At 65.5% G+C, this 26845-nt stretch carries 29 protein-coding genes; 11 read left to right on the top strand and 18 right to left on the bottom strand.

The genetic code is table 11. The features are described 5' to 3' along the window. Nucleotides 1–21: 21 nt before the first annotated feature. On the top strand, nt 22–1272 hold the full coding sequence (gene prf1, locus BLR57_RS02005; RefSeq protein ID WP_089693626.1) for a peptide chain release factor aRF-1: 1251 nt from the start codon (nt 22–24) through the stop codon (nt 1270–1272). Nucleotides 1273–1343: 71 nt separating this feature from the next. Here the strand turns inward: prf1 and BLR57_RS02000 are convergent, their stop codons facing one another. From BLR57_RS02000 to ahaH, 11 genes are all read right to left on the bottom strand, one after another. Next, on the bottom strand, nt 1344–1889 hold the full coding sequence (locus BLR57_RS02000) for a DUF7344 domain-containing protein (protein WP_089693623.1): 546 nt from the start codon (nt 1887–1889) through the stop codon (nt 1344–1346). Between the two features lie 111 nt (nt 1890–2000). Beyond that, nucleotides 2001–2390 carry a DUF6276 family protein gene (locus BLR57_RS01995; protein ID WP_089693621.1) on the bottom strand — a complete coding sequence of 130 codons (390 nt, stop codon included), beginning with the start codon at nt 2388–2390 and terminating at the stop codon, nt 2001–2003. 15 nt (nt 2391–2405) lie between these two features. Then, on the bottom strand, nt 2406–3104 hold the full coding sequence (locus BLR57_RS01990) for a V-type ATP synthase subunit D (RefSeq protein ID WP_089693619.1): 699 nt from the start codon (nt 3102–3104) through the stop codon (nt 2406–2408). Nucleotides 3105–3269: 165 nt separating this feature from the next. Further along, a complete protein-coding gene (locus tag BLR57_RS01985) occupies nt 3270–4682 on the bottom strand; it encodes an ATP synthase subunit B (RefSeq protein WP_089693617.1) in 1413 nt (470 codons plus the stop codon). Next, nucleotides 4682–6445 carry an ATP synthase subunit A gene (locus BLR57_RS01980; RefSeq protein WP_089693615.1) on the bottom strand — a complete coding sequence of 588 codons (1764 nt, stop codon included), beginning with the start codon at nt 6443–6445 and terminating at the stop codon, nt 4682–4684. The genes BLR57_RS01985 and BLR57_RS01980 overlap by 1 nt, the downstream gene beginning before the upstream one ends. A 2-nt stretch (nt 6446–6447) precedes the next feature. Beyond that, a complete protein-coding gene (locus BLR57_RS01975; protein ID WP_089693613.1) occupies nt 6448–6768 on the bottom strand; it encodes a V-type ATP synthase subunit F in 321 nt (106 codons plus the stop codon). Further along, complete coding sequence (locus tag BLR57_RS01970) at nt 6765–7811, bottom strand: V-type ATP synthase subunit C (RefSeq protein WP_089693611.1); 1047 nt, start codon at nt 7809–7811, stop codon at nt 6765–6767. The genes BLR57_RS01975 and BLR57_RS01970 overlap by 4 nt, the downstream gene beginning before the upstream one ends. Beyond that, a complete protein-coding gene (locus tag BLR57_RS01965) occupies nt 7808–8389 on the bottom strand; it encodes a V-type ATP synthase subunit E (protein ID WP_089693609.1) in 582 nt (193 codons plus the stop codon). The genes BLR57_RS01970 and BLR57_RS01965 overlap by 4 nt, the downstream gene beginning before the upstream one ends. A gap of 21 nt (nt 8390–8410) precedes the next feature. Continuing rightward, entirely contained in the window at nt 8411–8638 is a 228-nt protein-coding gene (locus BLR57_RS01960) for a F0F1 ATP synthase subunit C (protein WP_394327567.1), read from the bottom strand. A 392-nt stretch (nt 8639–9030) separates the two neighbouring features. Next, nucleotides 9031–11262 carry a V-type ATP synthase subunit I gene (locus BLR57_RS01955; protein ID WP_089693605.1) on the bottom strand — a complete coding sequence of 744 codons (2232 nt, stop codon included), beginning with the start codon at nt 11260–11262 and terminating at the stop codon, nt 9031–9033. After that, nucleotides 11249–11581: an ATP synthase archaeal subunit H gene (gene ahaH, locus BLR57_RS01950; RefSeq protein ID WP_089693604.1), complete on the bottom strand. Its 333-nt coding sequence runs from the start codon at nt 11579–11581 to the stop codon at nt 11249–11251. The genes BLR57_RS01955 and ahaH overlap by 14 nt, the downstream gene beginning before the upstream one ends. Nucleotides 11582–11733: 152 nt before the next feature. Here ahaH and BLR57_RS01945 point away from each other — a divergent pair, with 152 nt between their 5' ends. Next, the gene (locus BLR57_RS01945) at nt 11734–12357 is read left to right on the top strand and encodes a methyltransferase domain-containing protein (RefSeq protein WP_089693602.1); all 624 of its coding nucleotides are present in this window, start codon (nt 11734–11736) and stop codon (nt 12355–12357) included. Nucleotides 12358–12390: 33 nt separating this feature from the next. On the opposite strand, the gene BLR57_RS01940 is transcribed toward BLR57_RS01945, so the two are convergent. Together BLR57_RS01940 and BLR57_RS01935 are read right to left on the bottom strand one after the other, a co-directional pair. Then, entirely contained in the window at nt 12391–12873 is a 483-nt protein-coding gene (locus BLR57_RS01940; protein ID WP_089693600.1) for a type IV pilin domain-containing protein, read from the bottom strand. 46 nt (nt 12874–12919) lie between these two features. Next, a complete protein-coding gene (locus BLR57_RS01935; protein WP_089693598.1) occupies nt 12920–14233 on the bottom strand; it encodes a DUF7096 domain-containing protein in 1314 nt (437 codons plus the stop codon). Between the two features lie 141 nt (nt 14234–14374). Between BLR57_RS01935 and BLR57_RS01930 the strand changes: the two genes are divergently transcribed. The 4 genes from BLR57_RS01930 to BLR57_RS01915 all read left to right on the top strand — a co-directional run bounded on the left by BLR57_RS01930 (nt 14375) and on the right by BLR57_RS01915 (nt 18372). After that, complete coding sequence (locus BLR57_RS01930; protein WP_089693596.1) at nt 14375–15529, top strand: helix-turn-helix transcriptional regulator; 1155 nt, start codon at nt 14375–14377, stop codon at nt 15527–15529. Nucleotides 15530–15628: 99 nt separating this feature from the next. Further along, the gene (locus BLR57_RS01925; RefSeq protein WP_089693594.1) at nt 15629–16429 is read left to right on the top strand and encodes an electron transfer flavoprotein subunit beta/FixA family protein; all 801 of its coding nucleotides are present in this window, start codon (nt 15629–15631) and stop codon (nt 16427–16429) included. A 32-nt stretch (nt 16430–16461) separates the two neighbouring features. Continuing rightward, nucleotides 16462–17415: an electron transfer flavoprotein subunit alpha/FixB family protein gene (locus BLR57_RS01920; protein ID WP_089695455.1), complete on the top strand. Its 954-nt coding sequence runs from the start codon at nt 16462–16464 to the stop codon at nt 17413–17415. 114 nt (nt 17416–17529) lie between these two features. After that, nucleotides 17530–18372 carry a polyprenyl synthetase family protein gene (locus BLR57_RS01915; RefSeq protein ID WP_089693592.1) on the top strand — a complete coding sequence of 281 codons (843 nt, stop codon included), beginning with the start codon at nt 17530–17532 and terminating at the stop codon, nt 18370–18372. A 353-nt stretch (nt 18373–18725) separates the two neighbouring features. Here BLR57_RS01915 and BLR57_RS01910 read toward each other — a convergent pair whose 3' ends face one another. Next, nucleotides 18726–19871, bottom strand: coding sequence for a DUF373 family protein (locus tag BLR57_RS01910; protein ID WP_089693590.1), 1146 nt, complete (start codon nt 19869–19871; stop codon nt 18726–18728). Nucleotides 19872–20167: 296 nt separating this feature from the next. On the opposite strand from BLR57_RS01910, the gene BLR57_RS01905 reads away from it, so the two are divergent. From BLR57_RS01905 to BLR57_RS01895, 3 genes are all read left to right on the top strand, one after another. Further along, a complete protein-coding gene (locus BLR57_RS01905; protein ID WP_089693588.1) occupies nt 20168–21163 on the top strand; it encodes a radical SAM protein in 996 nt (331 codons plus the stop codon). 269 nt (nt 21164–21432) lie between these two features. Beyond that, entirely contained in the window at nt 21433–21591 is a 159-nt protein-coding gene (locus tag BLR57_RS01900; protein ID WP_089693586.1) for a DUF1059 domain-containing protein, read from the top strand. 128 nt (nt 21592–21719) lie between these two features. Then, nucleotides 21720–22844, top strand: coding sequence for an ORC1-type DNA replication protein (locus tag BLR57_RS01895; RefSeq protein ID WP_089693585.1), 1125 nt, complete (start codon nt 21720–21722; stop codon nt 22842–22844). A gap of 46 nt (nt 22845–22890) precedes the next feature. Here the strand turns inward: BLR57_RS01895 and BLR57_RS01890 are convergent, their stop codons facing one another. From BLR57_RS01890 to BLR57_RS01880, 3 genes are read right to left on the bottom strand one after another with little or no spacing between them, the layout of a single operon-like run. After that, nucleotides 22891–23580 (bottom strand): SDR family NAD(P)-dependent oxidoreductase, encoded by a 690-nt coding sequence (locus BLR57_RS01890; protein ID WP_089693583.1) that lies wholly within the window; start codon nt 23578–23580, stop codon nt 22891–22893. 51 nt (nt 23581–23631) lie between these two features. Beyond that, on the bottom strand, nt 23632–24201 hold the full coding sequence (locus BLR57_RS01885) for a DUF7965 family protein (protein WP_089693581.1): 570 nt from the start codon (nt 24199–24201) through the stop codon (nt 23632–23634). Further along, entirely contained in the window at nt 24194–24649 is a 456-nt protein-coding gene (locus tag BLR57_RS01880) for a CopD family protein (RefSeq protein WP_170830535.1), read from the bottom strand. Before BLR57_RS01880 ends, BLR57_RS01885 begins: the two co-directional genes overlap by 8 nt. Before the next feature lie 137 nt (nt 24650–24786). On the opposite strand from BLR57_RS01880, the gene rpiA reads away from it, so the two are divergent. Beyond that, on the top strand, nt 24787–25473 hold the full coding sequence (gene rpiA / locus BLR57_RS01875; protein ID WP_089693579.1) for a ribose-5-phosphate isomerase RpiA: 687 nt from the start codon (nt 24787–24789) through the stop codon (nt 25471–25473). Between the two features lie 163 nt (nt 25474–25636). Here rpiA and BLR57_RS01870 read toward each other — a convergent pair whose 3' ends face one another. After that, nucleotides 25637–25804 carry a DUF1931 domain-containing protein gene (locus BLR57_RS01870; protein ID WP_089693577.1) on the bottom strand — a complete coding sequence of 56 codons (168 nt, stop codon included), beginning with the start codon at nt 25802–25804 and terminating at the stop codon, nt 25637–25639. 252 nt (nt 25805–26056) lie between these two features. Here BLR57_RS01870 and larB point away from each other — a divergent pair, with 252 nt between their 5' ends. Next, the gene (gene larB, locus BLR57_RS01865) at nt 26057–26818 is read left to right on the top strand and encodes a nickel pincer cofactor biosynthesis protein LarB (protein ID WP_089693575.1); all 762 of its coding nucleotides are present in this window, start codon (nt 26057–26059) and stop codon (nt 26816–26818) included. The last annotated feature ends 27 nt before the right edge of the window (nt 26819–26845 follow it).

Raw genomic sequence — 26845 nt, 5'->3', positions numbered from 1 at the left:
CTGGCCGGGCTAGTACCGACAATGAGTAGTAACGCCGAGGGGGCGAGCGAAGACCGACGGAAGTACGAGTTCCGGAAGGTCATCGAGGAGCTACAGGAGTACGAAGGCTCCGGCACCCAGCTCGTCACCATCTACATCCCCGAAGACAAGCAGATCTCCGACGTCGTCGCCCACGTCGTCCAAGAGCACAGCGAGGCGGCGAACATCAAGTCCAAGCAGACGCGGACGAACGTCCAGGACGCACTGACGAGTATCAAAGACCGACTCCGCTACTACGACACCTTCCCGCCGGAGAACGGCATCGTCCTCTTCTCCGGCGCGGTCGACAGCGGCGGCGGCCAGACCGAGATGGTCACCCGCGTCCTCGACAGCCCGCCGCAGCCCGTCGAGTCCTTCCGCTACCACTGTGATTCGGCGTTCCTGACCGAGCCGCTGGAGGAGATGCTGGCCGACAAGGGCCTGTTCGGCCTCATCGTCCTCGACCGCCGCGAGGCCAACGTCGGCTGGCTGAAGGGCAAGCGCATCGAACCCGTCAAGTCCGCCTCGTCGCTCGTCCCCGGCAAGCAGCGCAAAGGTGGTCAGTCCGCCCAGCGTTTCGCCCGCCTACGGCTCGAAGCCATCGACAACTTCTATCAGGAGGTCGCCGGGATGGCCGACGACCTGATGGTCCCGAAACGCCACGAACTCGACGGCATCCTCGTGGGCGGTCCCTCGCCGACGAAAGACGAGTTCCTCGACGGCGGCTATCTCCACCACGAACTGCAGGACAAGGTCGTCGGCAAGTTCGACGTCTCCTACACCGACGAGTCGGGTCTCGGCGACCTCGTCGACGCCGCCCAGGACGTGCTGGCCGACCAGGAGGTCATGAAGGACAAGTCCCAGATGGAGGAGTTCTTCGAGAAGCTCCACCGGGGCAACGAGGCCACCTACGGCTTCGAACCGACCCGGAAGAACCTCGTCATGGGTTCGGTCGACCGGCTCCTCCTCTCCGAGGACCTCCGTAGCGACGTCGTCGTCTACGACTGTCCGAACGGCCACGAGGAGTTCGAGGTCGTCGACAGCCGCCACAAGACGCCCGACCACGTCTGCTCGGAGTGCAAAGAGGAAGCCGAAGTGCGCGAACGCGAGGACGTCATCGAGCATCTGATGGCCATCGCCGAACAGCGCGGCACCGAGACGAAGTTCATCAGCACGGACTTCGAGAAGGGCGAACAGCTCATGGACGCCTTCGGCGGCGTCGCCGGTATCCTCCGCTACTCCACCGGCGTCTAAGCAACGACGGCTCGGAACTACTCTTCTCTTCGTCAGTTGCGATACGGACCCGAAAGGAGGCGGGCAGCCGCTCAGTGCGACCGGTCGAACCAGTCGGGCAGCAGCTGCTGTTGTCGGAGGAAGTGGTAGCTCGCAGAGACGCCGAACGCGAGGAACAGGATCGTGAACAGGGCGTGGGGGTCGACGGCACTCACCGTGGGGACATCGGCCGCGTGGGCGGCGACGAGTGCGAGCGCGAGTGCCGTGAGTCCGAGATAATACTCGGCCCACGAGATGTCGTCGCCCGGGACGACCTCCATGTAGACGCGGACGTCGTCGATCCCCTCGGCGAGCGTGACGGTCTTGGCGTCCGTGTCGTACTCGACGACCCCGTGGTCGTCCAGCTTCGGGAGATGCGTCTGGTGTAGCGAGACGTAGACGCTCTGGCGGACGTTCCGCGGCGCGGGGTCCTCGCCCGTCTCCTCCGTCGCGATGACCTCCGAGAGGTCGCGCAGCGACATCGAGCCGTCGTCTCCCCGCAACGATGTCAGCACGTGACGCCGACGGTCGTTCCGTAAGATGTCGTGGATGTCGGTTCGGTCGAGCGTCCCGGCGAGCGAGGCTGAAGATGTCGACATAGGGCCACCAACGAATCTGTGTTCAGTTGACATTACATCACCCCCTGCGTAACACTGCGAACGGCGAACACAGACATATCAATCTTTCTGATAGTGAAAATATACGACCGATCAATCGAGCAGCTGTTCGAGTTGCACGAGTCGCCTGTCGAGGTCGACGTGGGCCTCGGGAGCCACCGTTGCGAGCCGTGAGAGCACCAAGAAGAGATCGACGCCCTCCCGCTCGGCGTGTGCTGCGAGCACCTCGATGGCACTGCGGTTGAGTGCGAGCGAATCGAGGTTCCCGACGAGGAGTGCTGTCGCGACACCGCCCTCGCCGTCGGGGAAGAACGGACCGACGACACCGAAGTCGGCGTCGTCCGGCGGCTCGCTGTCGACGCTACGCACGCGCAGACACTGTGGACAGAACGAGGCCGACGCTGACGCCGACGGCACGTAGTCACGGAGCGAGGGCGGCACGGCGAAGACGGCCGTCTCGACGTCACACTGTGGACAGACCATGGAAAACAGCGGAGCCTAGTCGTCCGCGGTGACGGTCTCGACCGGTTCGGCCGCCTCGGCGGCTTCGGCTTCCTTCTCGGCCTTCTCCTCTTCTTCCTTCTTGGCCTTGATCTTCTTCAGCCGGAAGATCTCCTCACGCTCCTGTTCTTCGAGCTTCTGCTCGATATACTCCTGGTTCTCGTAGAGGTCGGGCAGCAGCTTGAACTCCAGTGCGTTGACGCGGCGTTTCGTCGTCTCGATCTCTTCGAGCATCTTCTTCATCGCCGTCTCGACCTCGGCGGCGAGGATGATGGATTCGAGCAGCTGCTCGTAGGCGTCGGCGGCCTCGTCGATGCGCGCCGAGGAGCCGAGCAGGCCGTAGCCACGCTCGTCGAGAGACTTCTTGACCTTCGAGGATTCGATCTGCGGGACGACGACGCCCATGATGTTCTTCGACTGCGTCGTGATCTCGGGATGCTCCTTGAGCGCGGCCGCGGCTCCGCGAACCGCGACGTCGCCCTCCATGGCGCGGGCCATGTTGAGCTTGCGCTGGGCGGTCTCGTAGTCCTGGGAGAGACCGGCGCGGACGTCCTGTGCCTGGTCGAGGATGTCCATGAACTCCATGATGAGCCCGTCACGCTTCTGTTCGAGCGTGTCGTGACCCCGTTCGGAGAGTTCGATCCGGTCCTCGATCTCCATGAGGTTCTTCCGGGTGGGTTTGACGTCTTCGGCCATTCGTTGTCGGGGGGTTGTGCGTCGAGGGTGTTAACCTTTTACTGTCTCGCCGGAGAGCGTCTCGACTCTCGGACGGTGCTGCCGCTCTCGGCGACGGAAACGAGAGAGTCAGGCAACACCGCGAGCTACGCGGTGGCCCCGAAAGAAGTCGCTGGTGTCAGCCGATTACGCTTCGGCTTCGACCGTCTCTTTGTCTTCGTGGTAGTACTTCTCGATGAGTTCCTCGTCGACACGGTTGAGTTCCGACTTCGGGAACATCGAGAGCAGCTCCCAGCCGATGTCGAGGGTCTCGTCGATGGTACGGTCGGTGTCGAAGCCCTGGTCGACGAACTCCTCCTCGAACCGCTCGGCGAAGTCGAGGTAGATGTTGTCACGCTCCGACAGTGCCTCGCGACCGACGATGTTCACGAGGTCGCGAAGGTCCTCACCCTCGGCGTACGCGGCGTACATCTGGTCGGAGACGTCGGCGTGGTCCTCGCGGGTCAGCCCCTCGCCGATACCGTCGTCCATCAGCCGAGACAGCGACGGCAGCGGGTTGATCGGCGGCTGGATACCCTGGCTGTTGAGGGCACGGTCGATGTAGATCTGGCCCTCGGTGATGTATCCCGTCAGGTCGGGAATCGGGTGCGTGTCGTCGTCACCGGGCATGGTGAGGATCGGAATCTGCGTGACAGACCCCTCACGACCCTCGATACGACCGGCACGCTCGTAGAGCTGTGCCAGGTCGGTGTACATGTAACCGGGGTAGCCACGTCGACCCGGGACCTCCTCACGTGCGGCACCGATCTCGCGGAGTGCCTCACAGTAGTTGGTCATGTCCGTCAGGATGACGAGCACGTGGTAGTCCTTCTCGAAGGCGAGATACTCGGCCGTGGTGAGCGCGAGTCGCGGCGTGACCGTCCGCTCGACTGCGGGGTCGTCCGCGAGGTTCATGAAGACGACCGAACGCTCCAGTGCACCGGTGCGCTCGAAGTCCTCCATGAACTCGTTTGCCTCTTCGGCCGTGATACCCATCGCGCCGAAGATGACTGCGAACTCGCTCTCTTCGCCGTCGTCGCCCTGGTTGTCCTCCGGCACCGTCGCCTGACGGGCGATCTGGAGTGCGAGGTCGTTGTGGGGCAGGCCGGACGCCGAGAAGATCGGCAGCTTCTGTCCACGGACGAGCGTGTTCATGCCGTCGATGGCCGAGACACCCGTCTGGATGAACTCCTCGGGATACTCACGGGAGTACGGGTTGATAGCGGCACCGACGATGTCGTGACGCTCTTCGGGGACGATCTCCGGGCCGCCGTCGATCGGCTGGCCGGACCCGTCCATGACCCGGCCGAGGAGGTCCTCGGTGACGGGCATCTTCAGCGTCTCGCCAAGGAACTTGACGGACGCGTTTCTGTCGATACCGGTGGTGCCCTCGAAGACCTGGATGGCCACGAGGCCGTCCGAGGATTCGAGCACCTGGCCGCGCTTGGTCTCGCCCTGCGGCGTCTCGATCTCGACGATTTCGTCGTACCCAATGGGCTCGTCGACCTCGGCGAACACCAGCGGACCGCTGATCTCGGTGATAGTCTGGTACTCTTTCATTAGTAGAGCTCCCGGAGCTGTTCGGTGATCTCGTCTTTGAGTTCCGCGACGTACTCCTCGTAGTCCTCCTGCACGCCGATACGGTTCAGGCGCGGGGCGGCCTCGATGGCGATGATCTCTTCGACAGGGACACCGGCGTCGAGGGCCTTCGCGGCCTCGTCGTTGAACGTGTGGATGGCCGTCAGCATGAGATACGTCTTCTCCGGCGGACAGAAGGTGTCCGTCGGGTGGAACGCGTTCTGCTGGAGGTACGCCTCACGGAGGTAGCGAGCCACCTCGAGGGTGAGCTGCTGGTCCTCCGGCAGGGCGTCCTTACCGACGAGCTGAACGATCTCCTGCAGCTCGCCCTCTTCGTCGAGCACGTCGACCGCCCACTGCCGCTCCTCGGGCCAGTCGTCGCGGACGTTCTCGACGAACCACGGGTCGAGCTGGTTCCGGTAGAGCGAGTAGGACTCGTTCCAGTTGATTGCCGGGAAGTGACGACGCTCTGCGAGGTCGGCGTCGAGTGCCCAGAAGGTCTTGACGATACGCAGCGTGTTCTGGGTGACCGGCTCGGAGAAGTCACCGCCGGGCGGCGAGACTGCACCGATTGCGGAGACCGAACCCTCGGTCCCGTTGATGTTCTCGAAGTAGCCGGCACGCTCGTAGAACTCGGAGAGACGCGCCGAGAGGTAGGCGGGGTAGCCCTCCTCACCGGGCATCTCTTCGAGACGCGAGGAGATCTCGCGCATGGCCTCTGCCCACCGCGAGGTGGAGTCGGCCATCAGTGCGACGTCGTAGCCCATGTCACGGTAGTACTCCGCGATGGTGATTCCCGTGTAGATACAGGACTCACGGGCTGCGACGGGCATGTTCGAGGTGTTGGCGATGAGCGACGTCCGGGCCATCAGCGGGTTGCCGGTCGTCGGGTCTTCGAGTTCCGGGAAGTCCTCGATGACTTCCGTCATCTCGTTGCCACGCTCACCACAGCCGACGTAGACGATGATGTCCGCGTCGGCGTACTTCGCGAGCTGGTGCTGCGTGACGGTCTTACCCGACCCGAACGGACCGGGAATCGCGGCCGTCCCACCCTTCGCGATGGGGAACAGGCCGTCGAGGATACGCTGCCCGGAGATGAGCGGTTCGCGGGGCGTCATCTTCGTCTCGGACGGACGCGCCTCACGCACCGGCCACTCCTGGTGCATCGTGATCTCTTCGCCGGTGTCGAGTTCCGCGATGACTTCCTCGACGGTGAACTCGCCTTCCTCGATGGAGACGACCTCGCCGCCCTCGGACGTCGGCGGGACGAGCACCTTGTGCTCGATGGTGACCGTCTCGGGGACCGTCCCGAGGACGTCACCGGAGGCGACCTCGTCGCCCTCCTCGACGGTGGGCACGAACTCCCACTTCTTGTCCATCTCGATGCCGGGTGCGTCGACACCGCGGTCGAGATACGGACTGTTCATCTTCTCTTCCAGCACGTCCAGCGGCCGCTGGACACCGTCGTAGATGGTGTCCAGCAGGCCGGGACCGAGGTCGACCGTCAGCGGCTCGCCCGTGTTCTCGACGGGTTCGCCCGGGCCGACGCCGGAAGTCTCCTCGTACACCTGAATGGTCGTGAAGTCGCCCTCGATCTCGATGACCTCACCCATCAGCCCTTCGTCACCGACGTACACGACGTCGTTCATCCGGGCGTCAAGGTCTCGGGCGGTCACGACCGGACCACTCACACTCTGAATGATACCGTCCTCACGAACGGTCTCTTGCTGTGTTGCCTGACTCATTGTTATTCGTCCATTAGGTCGATACCGATAGCTCGCTTGATCTGTTCGCGGAGGCCACCGCTGCCAGCCTCACCGCCCAGCGTGACGAGTGTCGGTTCGATGCTCGTCTCCACCGACTTGCGGACGTTCCGTGACAGATGGTCGAGGTCGTCTGCGTGCATCACGACGATGCCGACCCCGTCGTCTGCCAGTGTCCGCTCGACGGCGTCGTCGAGCTGTTCGTCTTTCTCCTCCTCGGCGACGTTCTCGCACTTCCGAACGCCAGCGAGTCGGAAACCGGTGGTGAAGTCGGGGCTGCCGACGACGGCGATCTCCTGACTCATAGTATCACCAGTTCCGCTTCGATCTCGTCCTCGTCGAGCCCGGCCTCGCGGCCCCGGGCGATCGCCCGGATGTTGTCGACCTCGCGCTCCTTGGCGAGGATGTACGAGATGATAGGCCCGATAGAGAGCGGGAAGACGGAGCCGAGTCCGTCGGAGTACTCGAGGAGCGCGGCCTCGAGGGCGCGCTCGAAGCTGATGAGGCTGTCTGCGTCCTCCAGCTCGTCGAGTGCGACGGAGAGCTCGTCACCGTACGTGCTCTCGCGGATGCGAGTCACCAGCTCGTCGGGGTTGGCCGCGAGCTGAGACAGTTCACTCTCTTTGAACAGGTTCCCGCCCTCGATGTAGTACGCCGAGGGGTCGATGTCCGCCCCACTGCGAGCGAGTCGCAGTGCGTTCCGGGCGTTTCGGAAGTCGATCTCCGCTTCGAGGAACTCACGGTACAGGTCGACGGCCTCGCCGCCGCGCAGTCCGCCGAGCAGGTTCTCGTAGAACGCGCGGTCGATGGCGTTCTCGAGGGGAACGAGGACGTTCGTCTCCTCGTAATCCTCGTAGGCCTCCTCGAGCCCGTCGGCGAAGATGGTTCCGTCGAGCGCCGTGACGACGTCCTCGATGCTGCTCGCGTCGAGCAGGCGGTCGAGGAAGCGGTCGTCGAACTCACCGGCGCGGATGAGGTCTGCGTCGATTGACTCGCGGTCGATGTCGGCGTAGACGCCACGGATGACCGTCTTGACGTTCCACGCGTCGAACTTCCGGAGATAGCGGGCGATGAGCCCGTACAGTCGGCCGTCGGCCCACTCGAGGATGTCGTTGAACTGCTTCGCGAGGTTGCGGTTCAGCGCGTACTCGATGAGGTCGACGCCGGAGTAGCGACTCCCGAGCGCGTTGATCTCGGTTTCGTACTCCGACTCCTCCATGAAGCGGGCGATCTCGGCCGGACCCATGCGGGTCAGCTTACGGTACTCCTCGTCACTAAACAGGGCACCACGTCGTGCACGGACGCGGGCGTTGACATACTCCGGATTCGAACTTCCGGTAGTACTCATTGGTCGAACAGACGGGTGCTCAGTTCCTTCAAGTTGTCCTCCCAGACGTCTTCGAGGACAGAGTCGAAGGTGTTGTTCACACGGACCCGCGAGGTCTCGCTCTCGACGACGACGCCACCGAGGCAGTCGTAGTCACCGGCGAAGCTGTAGCCGTCGTAGTCGGCGAGGATCTCGGTCAGAAGCTCCTCGTCGTCGGCGCGGCCGTGGACCCGAACCTCGTCGTCGCCGTCGAACTCCTCGGCGGCGGCGTCGAGCAGTGCTCGGGTCAGCTCTTCGCGCTTCTCGCCGCCGAGTGCGGCGAGTTCGTCTTCGACCTCGCCACGTACCTGCTGGAGTACGTCACGACGGGCTTCGAGGCGCTGCTGTTTGGCCTCGAGCTTCGCGGAGGAGAGGGTCTGCTCACGCTCTTGGGCGATCTGCTTCTCCACGGCCTCCTCGCGTTCCTCGATGATCCGCTCTGCGTCGGCCTCGGCGTCCGCGATGATCTCCTCAGCGCGGGCTTCGCCGTCGCTGCGGATCTCATCCGCGCGCGCGCGGGCTTCCTCTCGAATGTCCTCAACGACAGTATCCAAACTCATTGTGAAAGGGAGAGGAGGCGTTTAACCGACGATGAACACGACGACGAGCGCGAGAATGACGAGCGTCTCCGGCAGGACTGTCAGAATCAGGCCCTGCGTGAAGAGACTGTCGTCCTCGGCGATGGCGCCGACTGCTGCGGCACCGATGCCACGCTCTGCGTAGCCTGCACCGGCGGCGGCGAGACCCACGGCGAGAGCCGCGGCGGCGGGGCCGGAGATAGCCGGGCCGTTTGCTGCACTTTCCTGCATCACGATGTTGGCGATGTCGAGCATTGGTAGGTCCTCTGTAGTTGTGTCGGTCGTCTCCGAACGTTCGTATGTGTCCACACGGCAGTCATAAAGCTTCCCAAAGTGTTTGACGAGGTTCCAGCAAAACAGGGGTGAAACATCCGTACGGGCGGTCCGTACTCCCAACGGGGGTCGCGCCAACGGGGAGTGCTGACGGACCGTCCCGGACGGCCTCGCTACCTGTCGCCGAGCGTCACCCGAAACGGACAGCTGGACGTCGCGGTGCAGCCAGCGTTGCGAGACCGACCGGTGGAAACGGTGAGCGCGTGGTCCGGTCGGAAGCGGGAAGCGCGTGACCGCGCAGGAAGAAGAGTCCGTGGAGCCACCCACGGTGGGTGACCAGAGACCGACGGTCAGTCTTTCGTCGTGTACTGCCGGTCGTAGCCGAACGGTTCGTAGTCGCTGCCGCCGCCCTCGTAGAACTTGCCGAAGAACTCGACGTACTCGAGACGGACGGCCTGCAGGCCGGCACTCGTCACACCGAGGATGAGCACCAGCGCGTGGCCGAGCAGCAGCACGAGGATGCCCACGAGGAACAGCGCCGCGCCCCCGTTGAACAGCCCCTCGAACATGATCGCCTCGGCTCCGTACTCGTTGATGACCCACTGTGGCCCGTGTTCGAGCATGAAGTGGATCTCGCCGTCGTGCTGGTACGCACCGAAGACGAGCAGGTTGACGGCGAGCGCCATCCCGGCCTTCGCGAGCAGCACGGCACCGATCCGTGCGTACGACAGCACGTTGACGAGCACGTTGAGGAACTCGACGGCCTCCGCGGGCTCACCGACGATCAGGAGCGCGAGCCCGATGAAGAACACCACGAGCGGTACCGACAGCGAGATGCCGAGACCGGGGATGGTGAACAGCTCCATCGCCGGGAACCCGTTGAATCCGAGGTTGAAGACGGCCTCGAAATACTGCTGTTGGGACTCCGGTGCGGCACCGGTCCCGTCGAACAGCGTGAACAGGAACGCCGGCTTCGAGTCACCGTAGTGCTGGCTGAAGATCCAGTACCACAGCGAGTTCATCATGATGAGCCACGAGCCGCTCTCGTAGATGGCGTGCTTGACGTCGTGGAGTTCGGTCGTCTCGATGAAGTCGAGAATCCACCCGATGTTGAGGTGGAGAATCCCGATGAAGACGCTCACCACGAGCCAGGTAATCGCCCAGCTGATACCGGCGGGTGAGAGCCCCTTCTCGATGGGGGCGTGCGAGAGACCGACGACGCCTTCCCAGAAGTACGTCGCGATCAGGTGTAAGCCGAAGATCTCGCCGTACAGGATACCGAACAGCATCGTGAACACACCGGCGAAGAGGGTGATACCACCCATGCTCTTGAACGCCGGACGGTCCTCGAAGTTCGTGTAGAGGAAGTAGCCGATCGCGGAGTAGAGCATCCCGTAGCCGAGGTCACCGATCATCAGGCCGAAGAAGACCGGGAACGTCAGGAAGACGAACACGGAGGGGTCGAACTCCCTGTAGTTCGGCTTACTGACTGCGTTGACCAGAATCTCGAACGGTTTGACCGCGCCGGGGTTGTCCTGGACGACCGGCGGGTCGTCCTTCTGCATCACGACGTCCTGCCCGCCGTCAGCGGCGACGCCGGACCCCTGGTCGCCCACGGGTTCGCGGACGGACTCGTGACCGCTGCTGTCGAAGCTCGCACGTTCGAGCTCCTCGACTTCGACGTGGTTGCCGACGGCCGAGTTGAGACCGCTGACGAAGTCGCCGAACTTCGTCGTCGGAATCCAGCCTTCGGCGACGAAGGCGTTCTCCGTCGTCGCAAAGGAGAGCGGTGCCTCCGTCTTCTGGACGTCGATGGAGAGCTTCTCCTCGGCGGCGAGCAGGAAGCCGGCCGCCTCCAGCTTCACCGATTCGAGCTCGTCTTCGACGGTGTTCAGCTCGGAGCGGAGCTCTCGCTTCTGCTGTTCGAGTTCTTCGACGTACGCTTCGGGGGACGCGTCCGCCTCGGGGACGCTGAGTGCGGCGAAGTCCGCACCGACGAGTGCGTCGGTGAGGGCACTATCGTTCGTACTGTCCTCGGGACGGGCGAAGGCGGCGACGACGTTGCCCTCCGAGAAGACGTCGTAGACCTGGAGTTCGTTCGCGTGAGCGAGCGCGTCCTCGACGGTGTCGGGTTTGCCCTGGCCGACGGCGACCTGGATGCTGTCGTAGCCCGACAGGAGGTCGAGGTCGATACCGAGCTTCGCGAACGGCGCCATCGCGCCGATCTGTTCGTCGATGTCGCGGATCTCCGTGCGGAGCTCGTCACGACGGTCGTCGAGTTCGTTGACGCGCGCGCGAACCTCTTCGAGTTCGGCCTCGAGTTCGTCGTCGTCGACGATGCGGGTCGGTCCCGCGTCCTCGGCGTCGACGTCGAGGATGCTCTCCAGCGAGCGAACAGTGACGAGTTTGTCCGAGGCACCCTCGGCACCGTCGAGCGGGTCGCCCTGTCCGAACGACTCCCACGAGCCGTCGTACTCGGTGACGTGCAGGAGGTTGAGGTCGTGGACCGTCTCGATGACGTCGTCCATGAACCGCTTTGATCCCGTCACCGAGACCTTGCTCATCTGTTCAGGTCTGAGCATTCACCGCCTCCTCGAACTGTTCGATGGCGTATTCGACTGCCTCGTCGACGTTCGACTCGGCCTCTTCGACCAGTTCCTCGCGGGCTTCGACACCCTCTTCGAGGAGTTCCTCGCGGCGGGCTTCGATCTCTTCACGCGCCTCCGCGAGGCGGCTTTCCTCTAACTCGTCGGCCTCACGACGCGCCTTCTCGCGGATCTCGTCCGCTTCGTTGCGCGCCTCGGCGATACGCTCTTCGCGTGTCGCTTCGGCGGATTCGACTATGTCGTCGGCCTCTTCCTCGGCCGTCTTAATCCGTTCGAGAACCTCTGGTCTCGGCATACTCACTAATCACTGGGAAGTTGTGCGAGCGGCGTATAAGGTGTTTGCGGAACGCTCTCGCACGATGGCCGGAGATGGCTCCCGCGTCTGGCACTCCGGGGCCCGTCGCGGAATCCGCACCGTTATGCCTCCCCACTCCTAAGCGCGATTCAATGGGAGTCCTCGAGAACAAAGCACGGGCCCGCCTGTTCTACAAGTACCTCTCGAAGGTCTACGACCAGGTCAACCCGTTCATCTGGAACGAGGAGATGCGCGACGAGGCCCTGGGGCTGCTCGACCTCCAGGCCGACGACCACGTCCTCGACGTCGGCTGTGGGACGGGGTTCGCCACGGAGGGGCTCTTGCAGCACACAGAACACGTCTACGGTCTCGACCAGAGCATCCACCAGATGCAGAAGGCGTGGAAGAAGTTCGGCAAGAACGACCAGGTGAAGTTCCACCGCGGCGACGCCGAACGGCTGCCGTTCAAAGACGGCTCCTTCGACGCCATCTGGTCCTCGGGCTCCATCGAATACTGGCCGAACCCCGTCGACGCGCTCGAAGAGTTCCGCCGCGTCGTCAAGCCGGGCCACAAGGTGCTCGTCGTCGGCCCCGACTATCCGAAGTCGACCGTCTTCCAGAAGATGGCCGACGCCATCATGCTGTTCTACGACGAGGAGGAGGCCCAGCGGATGTTCGAGGAGGCCGGCTTCGTCGACATCGAACACCACATCCAACAGCGCAAACCGGGCAGTCCCCGCGCCATCACGACCGTCGCGCGGGCGCCCGAGAAGTAACGTTTCTTTCTCCTGTTGCGACACTGCGGTCTCTCACACCGTCGCCGACAGCCGCGCGACCGGCCTGCCGTCGGCGACGATGCGGACCGTGACGGTCGCCCCCGACGTCAACTGCGGGCTGTTCGTCGACGCGAGTTCGACGCTCGCCGTCTCGCCGACCGACCACGAGCCGTCGCTCGCGACGTTGAACGGCCCGGTCGGTCCCGCACGGAAGCCGCGCGCGGAGAAGAACGGGACCGGCGGCTGGTGGCGTAACTCGGTTCCGTCGACGGCGACAGTGACTCCCAACTCGCTGACGTCGAGCGCGCGGCCACCACGGTGTGCGAGCGTGAGTCGGTCCCCCGAGACGGACAGCGAGAGTGCGACGGGCGTCGCCGACCGCTCCTCGGGGAGCTGCGTCGTGGTCGCGAGAACGCCCGCGCCGACGACGGCCGCGAGACAGACCGTCACGACGAGGACGAGCGCGACGCCGACGACCGGTGAGACGGCGCGCTCAGTCGCAGATGGCGAAGGCACGGCTGGGGATGGCCGCGGGTTCGGATAAAAAGGTCAGCGTCGCGTGTCAGCCGAGCCGTTCGGGCGGTGCCGCGAGCCCCGTCTGGTTGTCGGTCCCGCCGTCATCGTCGTAGACCGCGTTGGGCGCGACCGGTTCGACGCGGATGTCGACGACGGACTGCGTGCCGGTCTTGATCGCCTGGATGGTGAACTCCTCGCCCGGCGAGACCGTCCAGAGATGGCCGGTCTCGTTCGTCGTCCCCAGTTCGACCGGCTGGCTGTTGCTCTGCGGCGCGGTGATGAGGCTCACGTCCGCGCGGACGGGGTCGCCGGTCTGTGCGTCCTCGACGGAGACGAGCATCGGGCCGCCGGGATACGAGGGATGGACCGTGAGCCGGAGACCGACGCGAGTCTCGTTGACCGGCTCCGACGGCGGCGTCTGGTTGAGCACCAGCGACCGCTCCTCTTTGAAGATACTACCGGGGTCGGTCTTGTCGATGTAGGCGGTCAGACCTCCTCGCCGGTGAGGAACGACTGCGACCCAGATGTCTCCTTCACGTGCAGTCTGGGCGGAGATACGGCCACGCTGGGTGAGCGACGGATAGCGTTCACTCATCAGCGGCTCGATCTCTTCGCCGGTGACGGCGTTCGTTCCGGTCAGTCGACGGGAGCCGTCGTACACTTCCCTGACGAACGTCCGCTCCTGGATGGTCGACAGGACGACGCCTTCGGGGGTGGTGTGCACGTAGACGCGAGTCGGCGAGGAGTCACCGCGGATGACTGCCGCCGCGTGTGCCCGGACGGGTCCCTGTAGCGTCCGCAGTTCGAGGCGGATCGCGTCGACGCGCGTCTGAACGCTGAACCCCTCGATGTCCTCGCCAGCGTCCGCGAGCCGTGTCGCGTTCTGTGCGAGCTGACGAGAGACCGTGTCGACGCGGGCGAGCTCGGTGACCAGCTCGGTCGTGCTGAACTCGCCGGTACTGTGGCGTCTGAACGCCTCGCGTTCGGTCTGCCGGAGTTCGTTCATCCGGATCTCGACTTCGGTGAGTGCACGGCGGATGTAGGCCTGTTTCTCGGTATCGCTCTCTACGTCGGCGAGCCGCGTCTCCGTCCGCTGGGCGTTCAGCTGTCGTGAGAGGCGGACATCCCGAAGCGAGAGGGCCGCGCTCGCGTTCGCCCCCGACTGGCTGAAGTTCGTCCGTTCGGTGTCGCTCGGGGCGAGTGTCAGGACGTTTGCCAGTGTCCGGTTCTGTGCGGCGTCGACGGACGACGACACGTCGCCGGACTGGATCGACGCGGGGGCGAGACCGGGAACACCTGCGGTAGCTGCCACCGAGGAGGTGAGGAGGAGCACTGCGAACAGCACGGGGAGTGGTCTCATCAGACGGCCGTTGTCCGCGCACGTACTAAAAGTGGTCGGGACGTGCCCTCATGGCGAATTCGGCCGTCTCGACCGTCTCTCGACGGGGAAATATCACCCGATGGAAAGCGTTTTCAGTCCGCGAAGTGACCCTGCCAGCATATGCGGCACGCCGCCCTCGCCTTCGCCCTCCTCGTCCTCGTCGCCGGTGTCGGTGCCCCCGTCGTGGCAGCCGGTGCGGCTCCGGACGACCCGACAGCCCGGACGTCACCGGGGTCGACGCCCCTCGCGCTCCAGCAGAGCCAAAGCGAGAACGCCTCGGTGGGGACGGATATCGTCATCAGGGTCGCCGCGGACACGAACGCGACGTGGGAGATCGTCACTCGCCACCCCCTCGACTCGGAGGCCGACGTCCGCGCGTTCGACCGACTCGTCGCGGAACTCCAGTCGGGAGGGGCGAACAGCAGCCTCGACGAAGGGACCTTCCGAAACTACGCCGACCTGGCGTCGGAGTCGACGGGACGTGAGATGGTCATCCGCGACGTGCAGTACGACGGCCGGATCACCGACGACAACTCGACCGGCGTCCTGACGATGCGGTTCACCTGGACCGACTTCGCCGAACGGACCGACGGCGACCGTCTGGAGGTCCGTGACGTGTTCACGACGCCGGACGGCGGCACGTGGTTCCCGTGGCTCGGCGCGGACCAGACGCTCAGAATCGAGACGCCGGACGGCTACGAAGTCCAAAGTAGCTTCCAGGCGCGAAACGAGGAAGGCTCGCTCGTCACCGACGGGCCGCGGGACTTCCGGAGTAACCCCGTCTACGTCGTCTACGGCCCGACCGGCGGGGCGGGTGGCCTGAACGGCGGCGACGGGCCGTTCGGTGCCCTCTCGCCCGAGTTCCTCGCGGGCGTCGGCATCGCCGTCCTGCTCGTCGTCGCTGGCGTGTGGTATCTCCGGCAACAGGACGACGAGATACCCGACGCCGGTGGTGCCGACGGGGGCGAGCCACGCGACGGTCCGGCAGGAGGGGCGGCGACAGCGGTGGCCGACTCCGAGTCGGACGAGACCGACGAGCCGGAGCAGGACCTCTCGTTGCTCTCGGACGAGGAGCGGGTCGAACATCTGCTCGACCGCAACGGTGGCCGGATGCGGCAGGCCGACATCGTCAAGAAGACCGGCTGGTCCGACGCGAAGGTGTCGCAGTTGCTCTCGTCGATGGCCGACGAGGACCGAGTGAACAAGCTCCGCATCGGCCGCGAGAACCTCATCTCGCTACCGGACGAGGACCCGCGGCCGACCGACGAGGCGTAGGCCGCAACGTCGACGGTAGGCGCGGTTTCGTCCGGTCGTCACGGTTCCCACCGGGAAGTTCCGAAAGCGTTTACCACCTACTGGAGATAGTGGTCAATCATGAAGGTTCTCGTGACCGTCAAGGAGGTGGCCGAAGTCGAGGACGACTTCGAGATCGAAGGAACGCAGATCGGCGAGCAGTTCCTCGAGTACGACCTCAACGAGTGGGACGACTACGCCGTCGAGGAAGCCGTCCAGATTCAGGAAGCCGGTGACGACGTGGAAGTCGTCAGCGTGACCATCGGTCCCGAACGGAGCGAGGAGACGATCCGGATGGCGCTCGCGAAGGGTGTCGACCGCGCGATTCGCGTCTGGGACGACGCCCTCGAAGACGCGGAGCTGCTCGACGTCGCCGCCAAGACCCGTATCCTCCGCGCCGTCGTCGAAGCCGAAGAGCCGGACCTCGTCCTGACCGGCGTCCAGGCGAGCGACGACAGCTTCGGCGCGACCGGCGTCTCGCTGGCCGACGCAATCGGCTCCGACTGGGCCGCCGTCGTCAACGCGCTGGACATCGACGCCCTCCACGCCGAGAACGTCGCGAACGTCCGCCGCGAACTCGAAGGCGGCGTCGAGGAGCTGACCGAGGTCGACCTCCCGGCCGTCCTCACCATCCAGACCGGGATCAACGAACCGCGCTACGCCAGCCTCCGCGGCATCCGGCAGGCGCAGTCCAAGGAAATCGCCCCCCAGACGCTCGACGACCTCGGTCTCGGTGTCGCCGACGTCGAGTCCGACCTCGTCCTGACCGAGATGTACGAACCCGAAAGCGAGTCAGAAGCGACCATCTTCGACGGCAGTGCCGAGGAGGCCGCCGGGCAACTTGCGACGGTCCTCCGTGAGAAGGGGGTGGGGGCAGAATGAGCGACTACGAGCCGGTGACGGACGGCGGCGAGGTGAGTGATGTGCTCGCCGTCGCCGAACACCGCCGCGGCGACCTCCGCGACGTCAGCTTCGAGATCATCAGCGCGGGCCGCGAACTGGCCGACGAGACCGGCGGCGACCTCCATCTCGCCGTCGTCGCCGGCGACGTCGACAGCTTCGCCGACCAGCTCAACCGCGAGGGCGTCGACCACATCCACACCGTCGCCTACGGCGAGGAGTTCAACCACGACGTCTACACGCAGGCCGTCGAGGCACTCTCCGACGAGCTGTCGCCCGCAGTCGTCCTGATGCCGAACAGCGTCAACGGGCTGGACTACGCGCCCGCCGTCGCCAACAGGCTGGGCCTGCCGCTCGTCTCCGACGCTGTCGCCTTCGAGTGGGACGGCGCGCTCACGGCGACGAGAGAGATGTACGGCTCGAAGGTCGAGACGACCCTCGAAGTCGACGCCGAGCGCGTCGCCGTCACCATCCGCGGTGGCGAGTGGCCCGCCGCCGAGGGCACGGGCGACGCCGACGTGGCCGCCTTCGACGCCGGTATCGACGAGGACGCTATCGGCTCGCGCGTCACTGGCTTCGAGGAGGTCGGTGCGGGCGACGTCGACATCTCCGAGGCAGACGTGCTCGTCTCCGTCGGTCGCGGTATCGAGGACGAGGAGAACATCGAACTCGTCGAGCGGCTCGCCGACGCGCTCGGTGCGACGCTCTCCTCCTCGCGACCCATCGTCGACGCCGGCTGGCTGCCGAAGAACCGCCAGGTCGGGCAGTCCGGCAAGGTCGTCACGCCGAAGGTCTATCTCGCAATCGGGATCTCCGGCGCGGTCCAGCACGTCGCCGGGATGAAGGGAAGCGACACCATCATCGCCATCAACACCGACCCGAACGCGCCCATCTTCGACATCGCCGACTACGGGGTCGTCGGCGACCTGTTCGACGTGGTGCCCGCGCTCATCGAAGAGTTCCAGTAGCGCGACCGGTCGACGGTCTTTTTCGCCCGAATCGACTCACGCGCCAGCGGCCGGTCGGCCGCTTTTCCCACTAATCCGGTACGTACTTCCCTACCCAACCCTACGACACCGACAATGGAGTATCTGGAGCGCCGTGTCACCCTCGTGAACGGCCGCCTCACGGACGTCATCGAGGCAGTCGAACCCGACGAGCTCTCGGACGAACTCGCACACGTCGCGCTCGCGGGTGGCAAGCGCGTCCGCCCCGCAGTGACGATTCTCGCCTGCGAAGCCGCGGGCGGGACGCCGGAGGACGCCGTCGACTTCGCGGTCGGGATCGAACTCGTCCACAACGCCTCGCTGGTCATCGACGACATCATCGACCGCTCGGACATCCGCCGCGGCTCCGAGAGTGCCTGGGCCGAGTACGGCTACGGCCCGGCCATCGTCGCCAGCGACGGCCTGCTCGGCGAAGCGTTCGCGCTCTTCTCGTCGAACGAACAGGCGATGCAGGTCGTTGCCGAGTCGATGGTCGAACTCGGCGAAGGCGAGGCCACCGAACTCGTCGCCAAACCCTCGAACGAAGAGGAGTATATGGAACTCGCGCGCCGGAAGACGGGCGCTCTCTTTCGGGCTGCGGCCGAACTCGGAGCTATCGCCGCCGGAGCAGACGCCTTCACCGTCGAGTCCTTCGGCGAGTACGCCGAGCGCGTCGGCGTCGCCTTCCAGATCCGCGACGACGTGCTCGACGCGACGTCCGACGCCGAGTCGCTGGGCAAGCCGACGGGGCAAGACGAGGAGATGGGCCGCCCCTCGCTCGTGCAGGTGACGGATCTCACGCCCGAAGAGGCCAACGAACGCGCACGGACGCAGGCCGACAAGGCACTCGCGGCACTCGACGCGGCCTCAGTCGAGGAATCGGAGGCCCAAGAGTATCTGCGCGACCTCGCGGAGTTCGTCATCGTCCGCGAGCGGTAGAAGGTCAAAGCGACTGTTTTCGAGACTTCGGACCGACGAGTGACGACACTCCTGCGGTGGCGCGCGGCCTTCCGGCGTTTTATCGCCGGAGGCCGCTCGTGCGAGGGATGAGTGAGCGACCAGCGGGAGCGAACGAATCGGTTGGGGAGGGTGTGGTTTCGTCGGGCGGGACTGAAAGGGGACGCGTTGTCGGCGAAGCACGAAGAAGCAAGCACTGGAGCGAACGGAGTGAGCGAAGGGCGCAGCGATTCGCGCGAGTCGACAACGCGTGGGCTTTCGAGACGGTCAAACAGTCAGTGTCGACTGGAGACCCCGCGCCGACGTCTCCGAGAGAAACAACGGAACGTCACACATCAAGCCGCTTCTGCGCCCGTCGGATACCGCGACTCCGCAATCGCAAAGGCCACCGTGCTGAAGACGCCCAACAGCGTCCCGACCGTCAACGCGACGGCCAGTCCCGTCAGGCCGACCGTCCGGACCGTCACCTCGCCGACCGCCGCCGAGCCGATGCCGACGACGTCCGAGAGGAAAAAGCCCGAGACGGCGTAGAGCACGAGTGCGATGGCGACGACGTAGAACGGCGCGTTGAGATAGCGCCACTTGAACCGCCCCGCGAGATACTCGTCGGTCACCTGGCCGAGGCTGCTGGTGATCCCGGCGACGGCGAACCACTGGACCGCGCCGTGGACGAGCGAGGCGAGGACGACGGCGGGTGCCAGACTCGGGCCGAAGGAGTCTTCGACGGCCCGGAGCGTCTCCAGGCCCTGCAAGCCGCCGACCGCCAGCAACGCCGCGGCGACGACGTAGGTGATGAGCGTCGCGCGACCGGCGTAGAGGAGGTTCCGGGCGCGCTCGGCGGTATCGTCGACGACGGACTCCAAGCCGAGTCCGCGAAAGAGCGTGTAGAGACCCAAGAGTGCCGAGATAAGTCCCAAGACGGTCGTTCCGGGGACGTTGAACAGGCTCGCGACGACGACGAAGGGGTAGATGAGAAGCAAGATACCGAGCGGGACGAGGATGGTCCCGCGGGTCTCGGGGTCGGCGAGCACCTGCTTCATCGTGTAGTACATCGACTCCAAGTCCTGGGCCTGCCGGACGACGACGCGGCGGACGCCGTCGATGGGCACCCGAGAGCGGATGACCGGGAGGACGGACTCGTCCTGCGCGCCGTCGGTGATGACGATGGCGCGGACGTTCTCGCCGGTCTGGAGGCTGGCGAGGACGGTGTCGACCTCCTCGCCGACGACCCGGTTCGCCTTGACGTCGCTGCCGTTGACCCCGGTGACGGCGGCCACCTCGACCTCCTCGCTCTGCTCGGCGGCCACCTCCTCGTAGACGTGAATCCCCTGGAAGAGGACGTTCACGTCCGAGTCCTCGGGGTCGGCGGTCGCCAGCGCGACCGCAGCCTCTTCGACGTCGTCTCGGCCGAGGACGGGCGTGCGCATCCCCGTCTTGCGGCCGAGGTCGTCGTCGAGGTCGACACAGAGGACCAATAGCATCGGGCGAACGTATGTCACGGGGCTATATTTGTGTTCGGGGAAGCGGCCGCGGCTGGCGGTTCCGAGCGGACGGTGTGTCGACAGCGGCCGAACCACCGTGTCGGCGGTCGAATCATCGCGGCGACGGCCGAGCCAGCGGGTCGACGACTGGGCCACCGCGTCGACGGCCGAACCACCGAGCCGACGTCACGTGGGCCGCCACGACGACCCGCGTCCGTGGGACGACACGACGTCACACGCCGGATCCGCAAGTCGCACTGCTTTTGGGTTTCGGCCGAATACTAGTGTGACAACGAATGATTTCGAAGGGCTGTGAACAGTGCGCCATGGGTGGGAAGATGGTCCTGTTCGTCTACGGCTACTGCGACCAACGGGACTGTTTCTACTGCCCCCTCGGCGAGAACCGCAAGAACGTCACCGACGTCTACGCCAACGAGCGGAAGGTCGAGTCCGACGAGGACGTCATCGCCGAGGCCAAGCGGATGGACGCCCTCGGGACGTCTATCACGGGTGGCGAACCGCAGGAAGCGATGGACAAGACCTGTCGCTACCTCTCGCTGCTCAAAGACGAGTTCGGCGAGGACCACCATACGCATCTCTACACGGGCATCACGGGCGGCCGCGAGAATATGCGCCGCCTCTCGGAGGCCGGTCTCGACGAGATCCGCTTCCACCCGCCGTACGAGCTCTGGGGCGATATGCACGGCACGGAGTGGGAGGAGATTCTCCACATCGCTCGCGAGGAGGGGCTGACGCCCGCCTTCGAGATTCCGGGCATCCGCGCCGAACAGGAGTTCCTCGACTTCCTCGACGAGGGTGCCGCGGAGTTCTGTAACATCAACGAGTTCGAGATGTCCGACGGGAATTACAGGAGAATGCAGGAGGAGGGCTACGAACTGCAGGAGGGCCACATGAGTGCCGTCGACGGCTCGAAAGAAGCCATCCTCGACGAGATGGGCGACCACGAACGCGTCTACTTCTGTACGAGCGTCTTCAAGGACGCCGCCCAGCACCGTAACCGCCTGAAGCGCATGGCGAAGAACATCCGTCGGGAGTTCGACGACATCACCGACGACGGCACTATCGTCTACGGCAAGACCTGGGTGACCGAACAGCGGCTTCAGGACCTCGGCGTGCCGGAAGACTTCTACACCGTCAAGTCCGAACACGTCGAACTCGCGTGGTGGCTCCTCGAAGAGATGGTCACCGAGGGCGACGTCGAGAAGGGTGAGATTGTCGAGCAGTATCCGACGGTCAACGGAACAGTCGTCGAGCGGACACCGCTGGCCTGAGTCGGACCGCGAGCGACCGACGGGAGCGAGCGGGCCAAGGAGACCCCAGAGGGGTCGACGCGGGCTTTTGGCCGAGCTTTTACCGAGCGAGCGGGAGCGAGCGCAGCGTAAAAGGTCGCGTCCGAACAGTATCCGACAGTCAACGGAACGGTCGTCGAGCGGACGCCGCTGGCCTGAGTTCTGTCTGTATTCCCTGAAACTCTCGAATTTCGGGGTTTCAGGGCGAGAATTATGTTCTTTGGCGTCGTTCTCTCATGCGGTGAACTAACATGGCAAAACAGTTCGAGTGTACGATGGAAGACTGCGACTTCATGATTCGGGCGAACGAGGAGGGTGAGGTCATCCACATCGTCCGCGAACACGCCCAGGACAAACACGGGATGTCCATGAGCGACAAGGACGTCCGCAAGGGGATGGCGAACGCCTGACCGGACGCACACCGTCACGTCCGAACCGCAGTCGAACCCCGGCTTTTTCCAGATAACGTCGTAGAGAGTTTCACTTTCACTCCGCGTGTGGCAAACGGTTAAGTAGTCACCGAGGCGTGGTGAAAGTGATGCCAGACGACCCCGAGGAGGGGATGCTGTCGTGGGACGAGTCGGTGTTCCGTGACGAGCACGTCTTCGAGATCGACTACGTTCCGGAGTCGTTCAAACACCGCGAGAGCCAGATGCAGAGCCTGAAGTACGCTCTGCGTCCGGCGGTTCGCGGTTCCCGTCCCCTCAACACCATCGTCAGCGGACCGCCCGGCACCGGCAAGACGACGGCGGTCCAGAAGCTCTTCGGGGAACTCAGTGCCGAGACCGACGTGCGGAACGTCCGCGTCAACTGCCAAGTGGATTCGACACGCTACGCCGTCTTCTCGCGTATCTTCGAGGCCATCTTCGACTACGAACCCCCCTCCTCGGGTATCTCGTTCAAGAAGCTCTTCGGCCAGATCACCGACCGTCTCGTCGAGGACGACGAGGTGCTCGTGGTCGCACTCGACGACGTCAACTACCTCTTCTACGAGAACGAGGCCTCAGACACCCTCTACTCGCTGCTCCGCGCCCACGAGGCCCACTCCGGGGCGCGCATCGGCGTCATCATCATCTCCTCGGACCTCTCGCTCGACGTCATCGAGGAACTCGACACGCGCGTCCAGAGCGTCTTCCGGCCCGAGGAGGTCTACTTCCCGGTCTACGACGAGCGGGACATCGTCGACATCCTCAGAGAACGTGCCAAGCGCGGCTTCCACGAGGGCGTCGTCGGGACGCCGGAACTCGACCGCGTCGCCGAGTTGACCGCCGAGAAGGGCGACCTCCGGGTCGGTATCGACCTCCTGCGTCGTGCCGGTCTCAACGCCGAGATGCGCGCCAGTCGGACGGTCAACGTCGGCGACGTCGAGGAAGCCTACGAGAAGTCGAAGTATATCCATCTCTCGCGGAGCCTCCGCGGTCTCTCAGAATCCGAAACTGCGCTCGTCCGCGTCATCGCCGAACACGACGGCGAGCAGGCCGGCGAGGTCTACGACGCCTTCCACGAGGACACCGGACTCGGCTACACCCGCTACTCGGAGATCACCAACAAACTCGACCAGCTCGGAATCATCGAAGCGGCCTACACCGACGTCGGCGGCCGCGGCCGGTCTCGCGCGCTCTCGCTCGCCTACGACCCCGAGGCCGTGTTGGACCGGCTGTAAGCTGCCTTCCTGCGGTGGCCGTCACGGCGGCCACCGACGCTCAGAATCAGAACTCCTCGACGTGTGGCCGCAGGTCCAGTTCCAAGGTCCACGCGCTCTCGTCCTGTTCGACCAGCTGCCAGTAGCTCTCGGCGATGGCGTCGGGGTCGAGATACTCCTCCGGGTTCGCTACCTCGCGGTCGGGCGGCAGAATCCCGCCGTCTAACACGACGTGGGCGACGTGGATGCCCTCGGGACCCAGCTCCCGCGCCATCGACTCGGCCATCCCGCGGACCGCGAACTTCGCGCTGGAGAAGCCGAGCGCGCCGTCACGGCCTCGAACCGAGGACGTCGCCCCGGTGAAGATCACCGTCCCGCCGTCGCCGGCGAGCATATCCGAGAGCGCCTCCTGCGAGCAGACGAAGCCGCCGCGAGCGGCGACTTCCCAGACGCCCTGGAACTCGTCGACCGAGAGGTCCTGCAGGCCCTTCCACGCCGAGCCGCTGGCGTGGTTGACAAGGATGTCGACCGCGCCGAGTTCGTCGCGGACGGTCGCGAAGGCGTCGCGAACCTCCGCAGGCTCCGCGAGGTCCGCCGGGACGGCGAGCGCGCCCTCGCCCAATTCGTCGGCGAGTTCCTGGAGATAGTCGACAGACCGCGCGAGCAGCGCGACCTGACAGTCCTCGCTGGCGAGTTTGCGGGCGATAGACGCGCCGAGTCCGGGACCGACACCGGCGACGACGGCAGTTCGTGGCATACGCGGATGTCGGGCGACAAGCGGATAACCGTTCAGGCGGCGGAAGCCGACTCACTCGCTCGGCCCGGTCGGCGAGTCCGGGACGGTCGACGCCGTCGACGACAGCATGTCGGTGACGACGCGGAGCGCGAGCAGGTCGAGAGCGGCTTGCACCACACCCACGAGCGCGCCGACGACGAACGCGACGAGCGTGGCAAGCCCGACGAACGTGAGCAGGAAGAGCACCGCCGTCGGCTCCGGCGTCCCGACCTCACCGGTTGCGAGGGCCTCCAAAACGATGACGCCGACCAGTTCGAGGAAGAACAGACTCCCCGTCACGCCGCCCCACTTCACCGACGCTTTCAACACCGGCCACTCGGCTCCGCGGGTGAAGGGTGTCTCCGCGAGGAGCCGGCGGTTCGTCCACCACGTCGTCGCCCAGAGCAGCGCGTAGAGCGCGAGTCCGACCGTCGTCGACAGCCCGCCAAGGAGGTCGCCGAGCGCGTCCGTCCAGTGCAGGAGCGTGACCGGGACGAGCGTGAACAGCGCGGTGTGGAACGTCGCGAGGACAAAGGCGAGCAGCGGGTCGGCGGAGTCAGCCGAGCCAGTGACGTCAGGGGGAGCGGACGCAGCATCAGCCATGGGCGAGCACCTCCGCGAGAACGACCACCGCGGCGAGTGCGAGCGTCGTAGCCGCGTAACTTCGTCTGAGGCTGTCGGCTGCGACGGTCTCGGCTCGCTCGCGGCGGGCTTCGACGACGAGCAGGCTGCGGACGAGCGAGCCGAGGACGACGGCGGCGACCAAGAGGAGTTTGGCCGTCAGCGTCGCCGACCACTCGCCGCCGGGAATTCCCGGGGCGAGACTGCCGAGGTTGCCGACGCCGGTCATCACGAGCAACCCCATCGCGGCCCAGAAGAGCCGTTCGTAGCCCGTCGCGGCCGTCAGTGCGGTCGAGGAGAGGGCGGTGTCACCGTCCGTCTCGCGGAGCAGGAACCAGACGAACGTCGCGCCGCCGAGGGCGACCGCCATGCCGACGACGTGCGCCCAGCGGACGGCGAGCGACGAGAGTGCCAGTGGGAGGGGGACCATACGGAGCCTCGACGCCGAAGTGACAAATATCTGTGGTGCGCTCGTGGGCAGCCAGACGGGTGAGTCGGCGGGAGCCGTGTAGAGACGGTCTCCCCGCTCACCGGGCGGTTTTTGGGTGCCGACCGGGAGATGGAGATATGAAGACGACAGGCGGCAGCGACGCCGCGAAGCGCGACGCCGGGGAGAGTGCAGCGGACCTCGTGACCGACGGGACCGTCGTCGGTCTCGGCACCGGCAGCACCGCCGCACACGCCATCCGCGCGCTCGGCCGGGCGGTCGACTCGGGGCTGGACATCCGGGGCGTTCCGACCTCCTTCGCCTCGCGCGAACTGGCTCGCGAGGCCGGAATTCCGCTCGTCGACCTCGACGAGGTCGACGGCGTCGACATCGCTATCGACGGAGCCGACCAGGTCGCCGGTGGCGACCTCATCAAGGGTGGCGGTGCCGCGCACGCACGGGAGAAGATCGTCGACGCGGCAGCGGACCGCTTCGTCGTCGTCGCCGACCCCTCGAAAGAGGTCGAGACACTGGACCATCTGGTCCCGGTCGAGGTGCTCCCGGCCGCGCGGACGACCGTCGCGTCGGCCGTCGAGTCCGCGGGCGGCGACCCCGTGCTGCGGGACGCCGAACACAAGGACGGCCCCGTCGTCACCGACAACGGCAACCTCGTACTCGACTGTGACTTCGGTGCCATCGAGGCAGCCGCGGCATTGGCACGGACGCTCTCGGAGACGCCGGGCGTCGTCGAACACGGGCTGTTCGTCGGGCTGGCCGACGAGGTCCACGTCGGCACCGGCGAGGGCGTCACGGTTCACGAACTGTAGCGGAAGAAGCGAGAGAGCGTCAGAGGTGAGAGACCGGGAGCGAGAGGCCGGGAGCGAGAAAGATCGGGAGCGCGGGAGAGACCGACGAACGGGGTTCGGAGGATACAGCCGTCACTCGTCGGGTTAGTCGGCGATAAAAGTGAAGAAGCGTTGCGAGCCGAGTTTACAGGTCGCGCGGCTGGACCGTCTTGCGGTCGTTGTCTTCTGCGCGACGTGCTGCGTCGTCGAGCAGTTCCTTCACTTCCTCGTCGAGTGCGTCGTAGAAGTCCGACGCAACGTTCTTGTCATCGAGGTACTCCTTGACGGCTGCTTTGACAATGAGGTCTGCCATGCAGCCTCGTCTACCGAGGCCTTATATATAAGATTTCCTGAAACAGCCCGTCAGACGCTGTGGAGCCACAATACCGGCTTTGACAGTCAACGGATTTATACGCGACCCGGATGTAGGCTCCGAACCTTACGATTACTGGGGCGTCGGGCCGCGGGTCACGCCACGGTTTCTCACCATCCGGCACGTCCGGCGGACGAGCGGGCGAGCGGACGAAACGACAGCTACGAGTAGGTATAGTGCCGACAGCGGCGTATGCGCGATATTCTGGACGCCGTCGCCGCTGGCGACCTCTCACCGGCGGACGCCGAAGTACAGCTACGTGGCTACGCGACGACCGACAACGGCCGGTTCGACGCCGCTCGCGAGCAACGACGCGGAGTTCCGGAGGCCATCCTCGGGGAGGGAAAGACTCCGGCAGAGATCAGTGACCTCGCGGCGACGGCCGTCGAGACCACGGGCAGAGCCATCGTCACCCGCACCGACGAGGACGACGTGACCGCCCTCCACGACCGCTTCGACGGTGAGGACGTCTCGGTCGACCACGACCACCGCGCGAAGACGGTCGTCGTCCACGAGGAGGGCTACGAGGGGCCGACGCTGGCCGCGACGGTCGGCATCGTCACCGGCGGGACATCCGACGCTGCGGTCGCTGGCGAGGCCGCAGTCATCGCCCGCGAGATGGGCGCGACCGTGGAGTTCGTCGAAGACGTCGGGGTCGCCCATCTCGGCCGCGTGCTCGACCATCTCGACACGCTCCGCGAGTCGGACGTGCTCATCGTCGCCGCCGGGCGGGAGGGCGCGCTGCCGACGGTCGTCGCCGGGCTGGTCGACACGCCAGTCATCGGCCTGCCGGTGCCAACGGGCTACGGCGCGGGCGGCGAAGGGCGGGCGGCACTCGACGGGATGCTCCAGTCGTGTACCATCATCTCGGTCGTCAACATCGGCGCGGGCTTCGTCGCCGGAGCACAGGCCGGACTGGTCGCACGCGCCGTCGACGGCGCGCGCGACGCCTGAGCGTCGCCGGTCGGGGGAGAAACGGGC

The sequence above is a fragment of the Halogranum gelatinilyticum genome (assembly GCF_900103715.1).
Taxonomy (GTDB): domain Archaea; phylum Halobacteriota; class Halobacteria; order Halobacteriales; family Haloferacaceae; genus Halogranum; species Halogranum gelatinilyticum.
The sequence above is the reverse complement of the archived record's forward strand: the minus strand, read 5'-3'. Positions and strand labels throughout refer to the sequence as shown.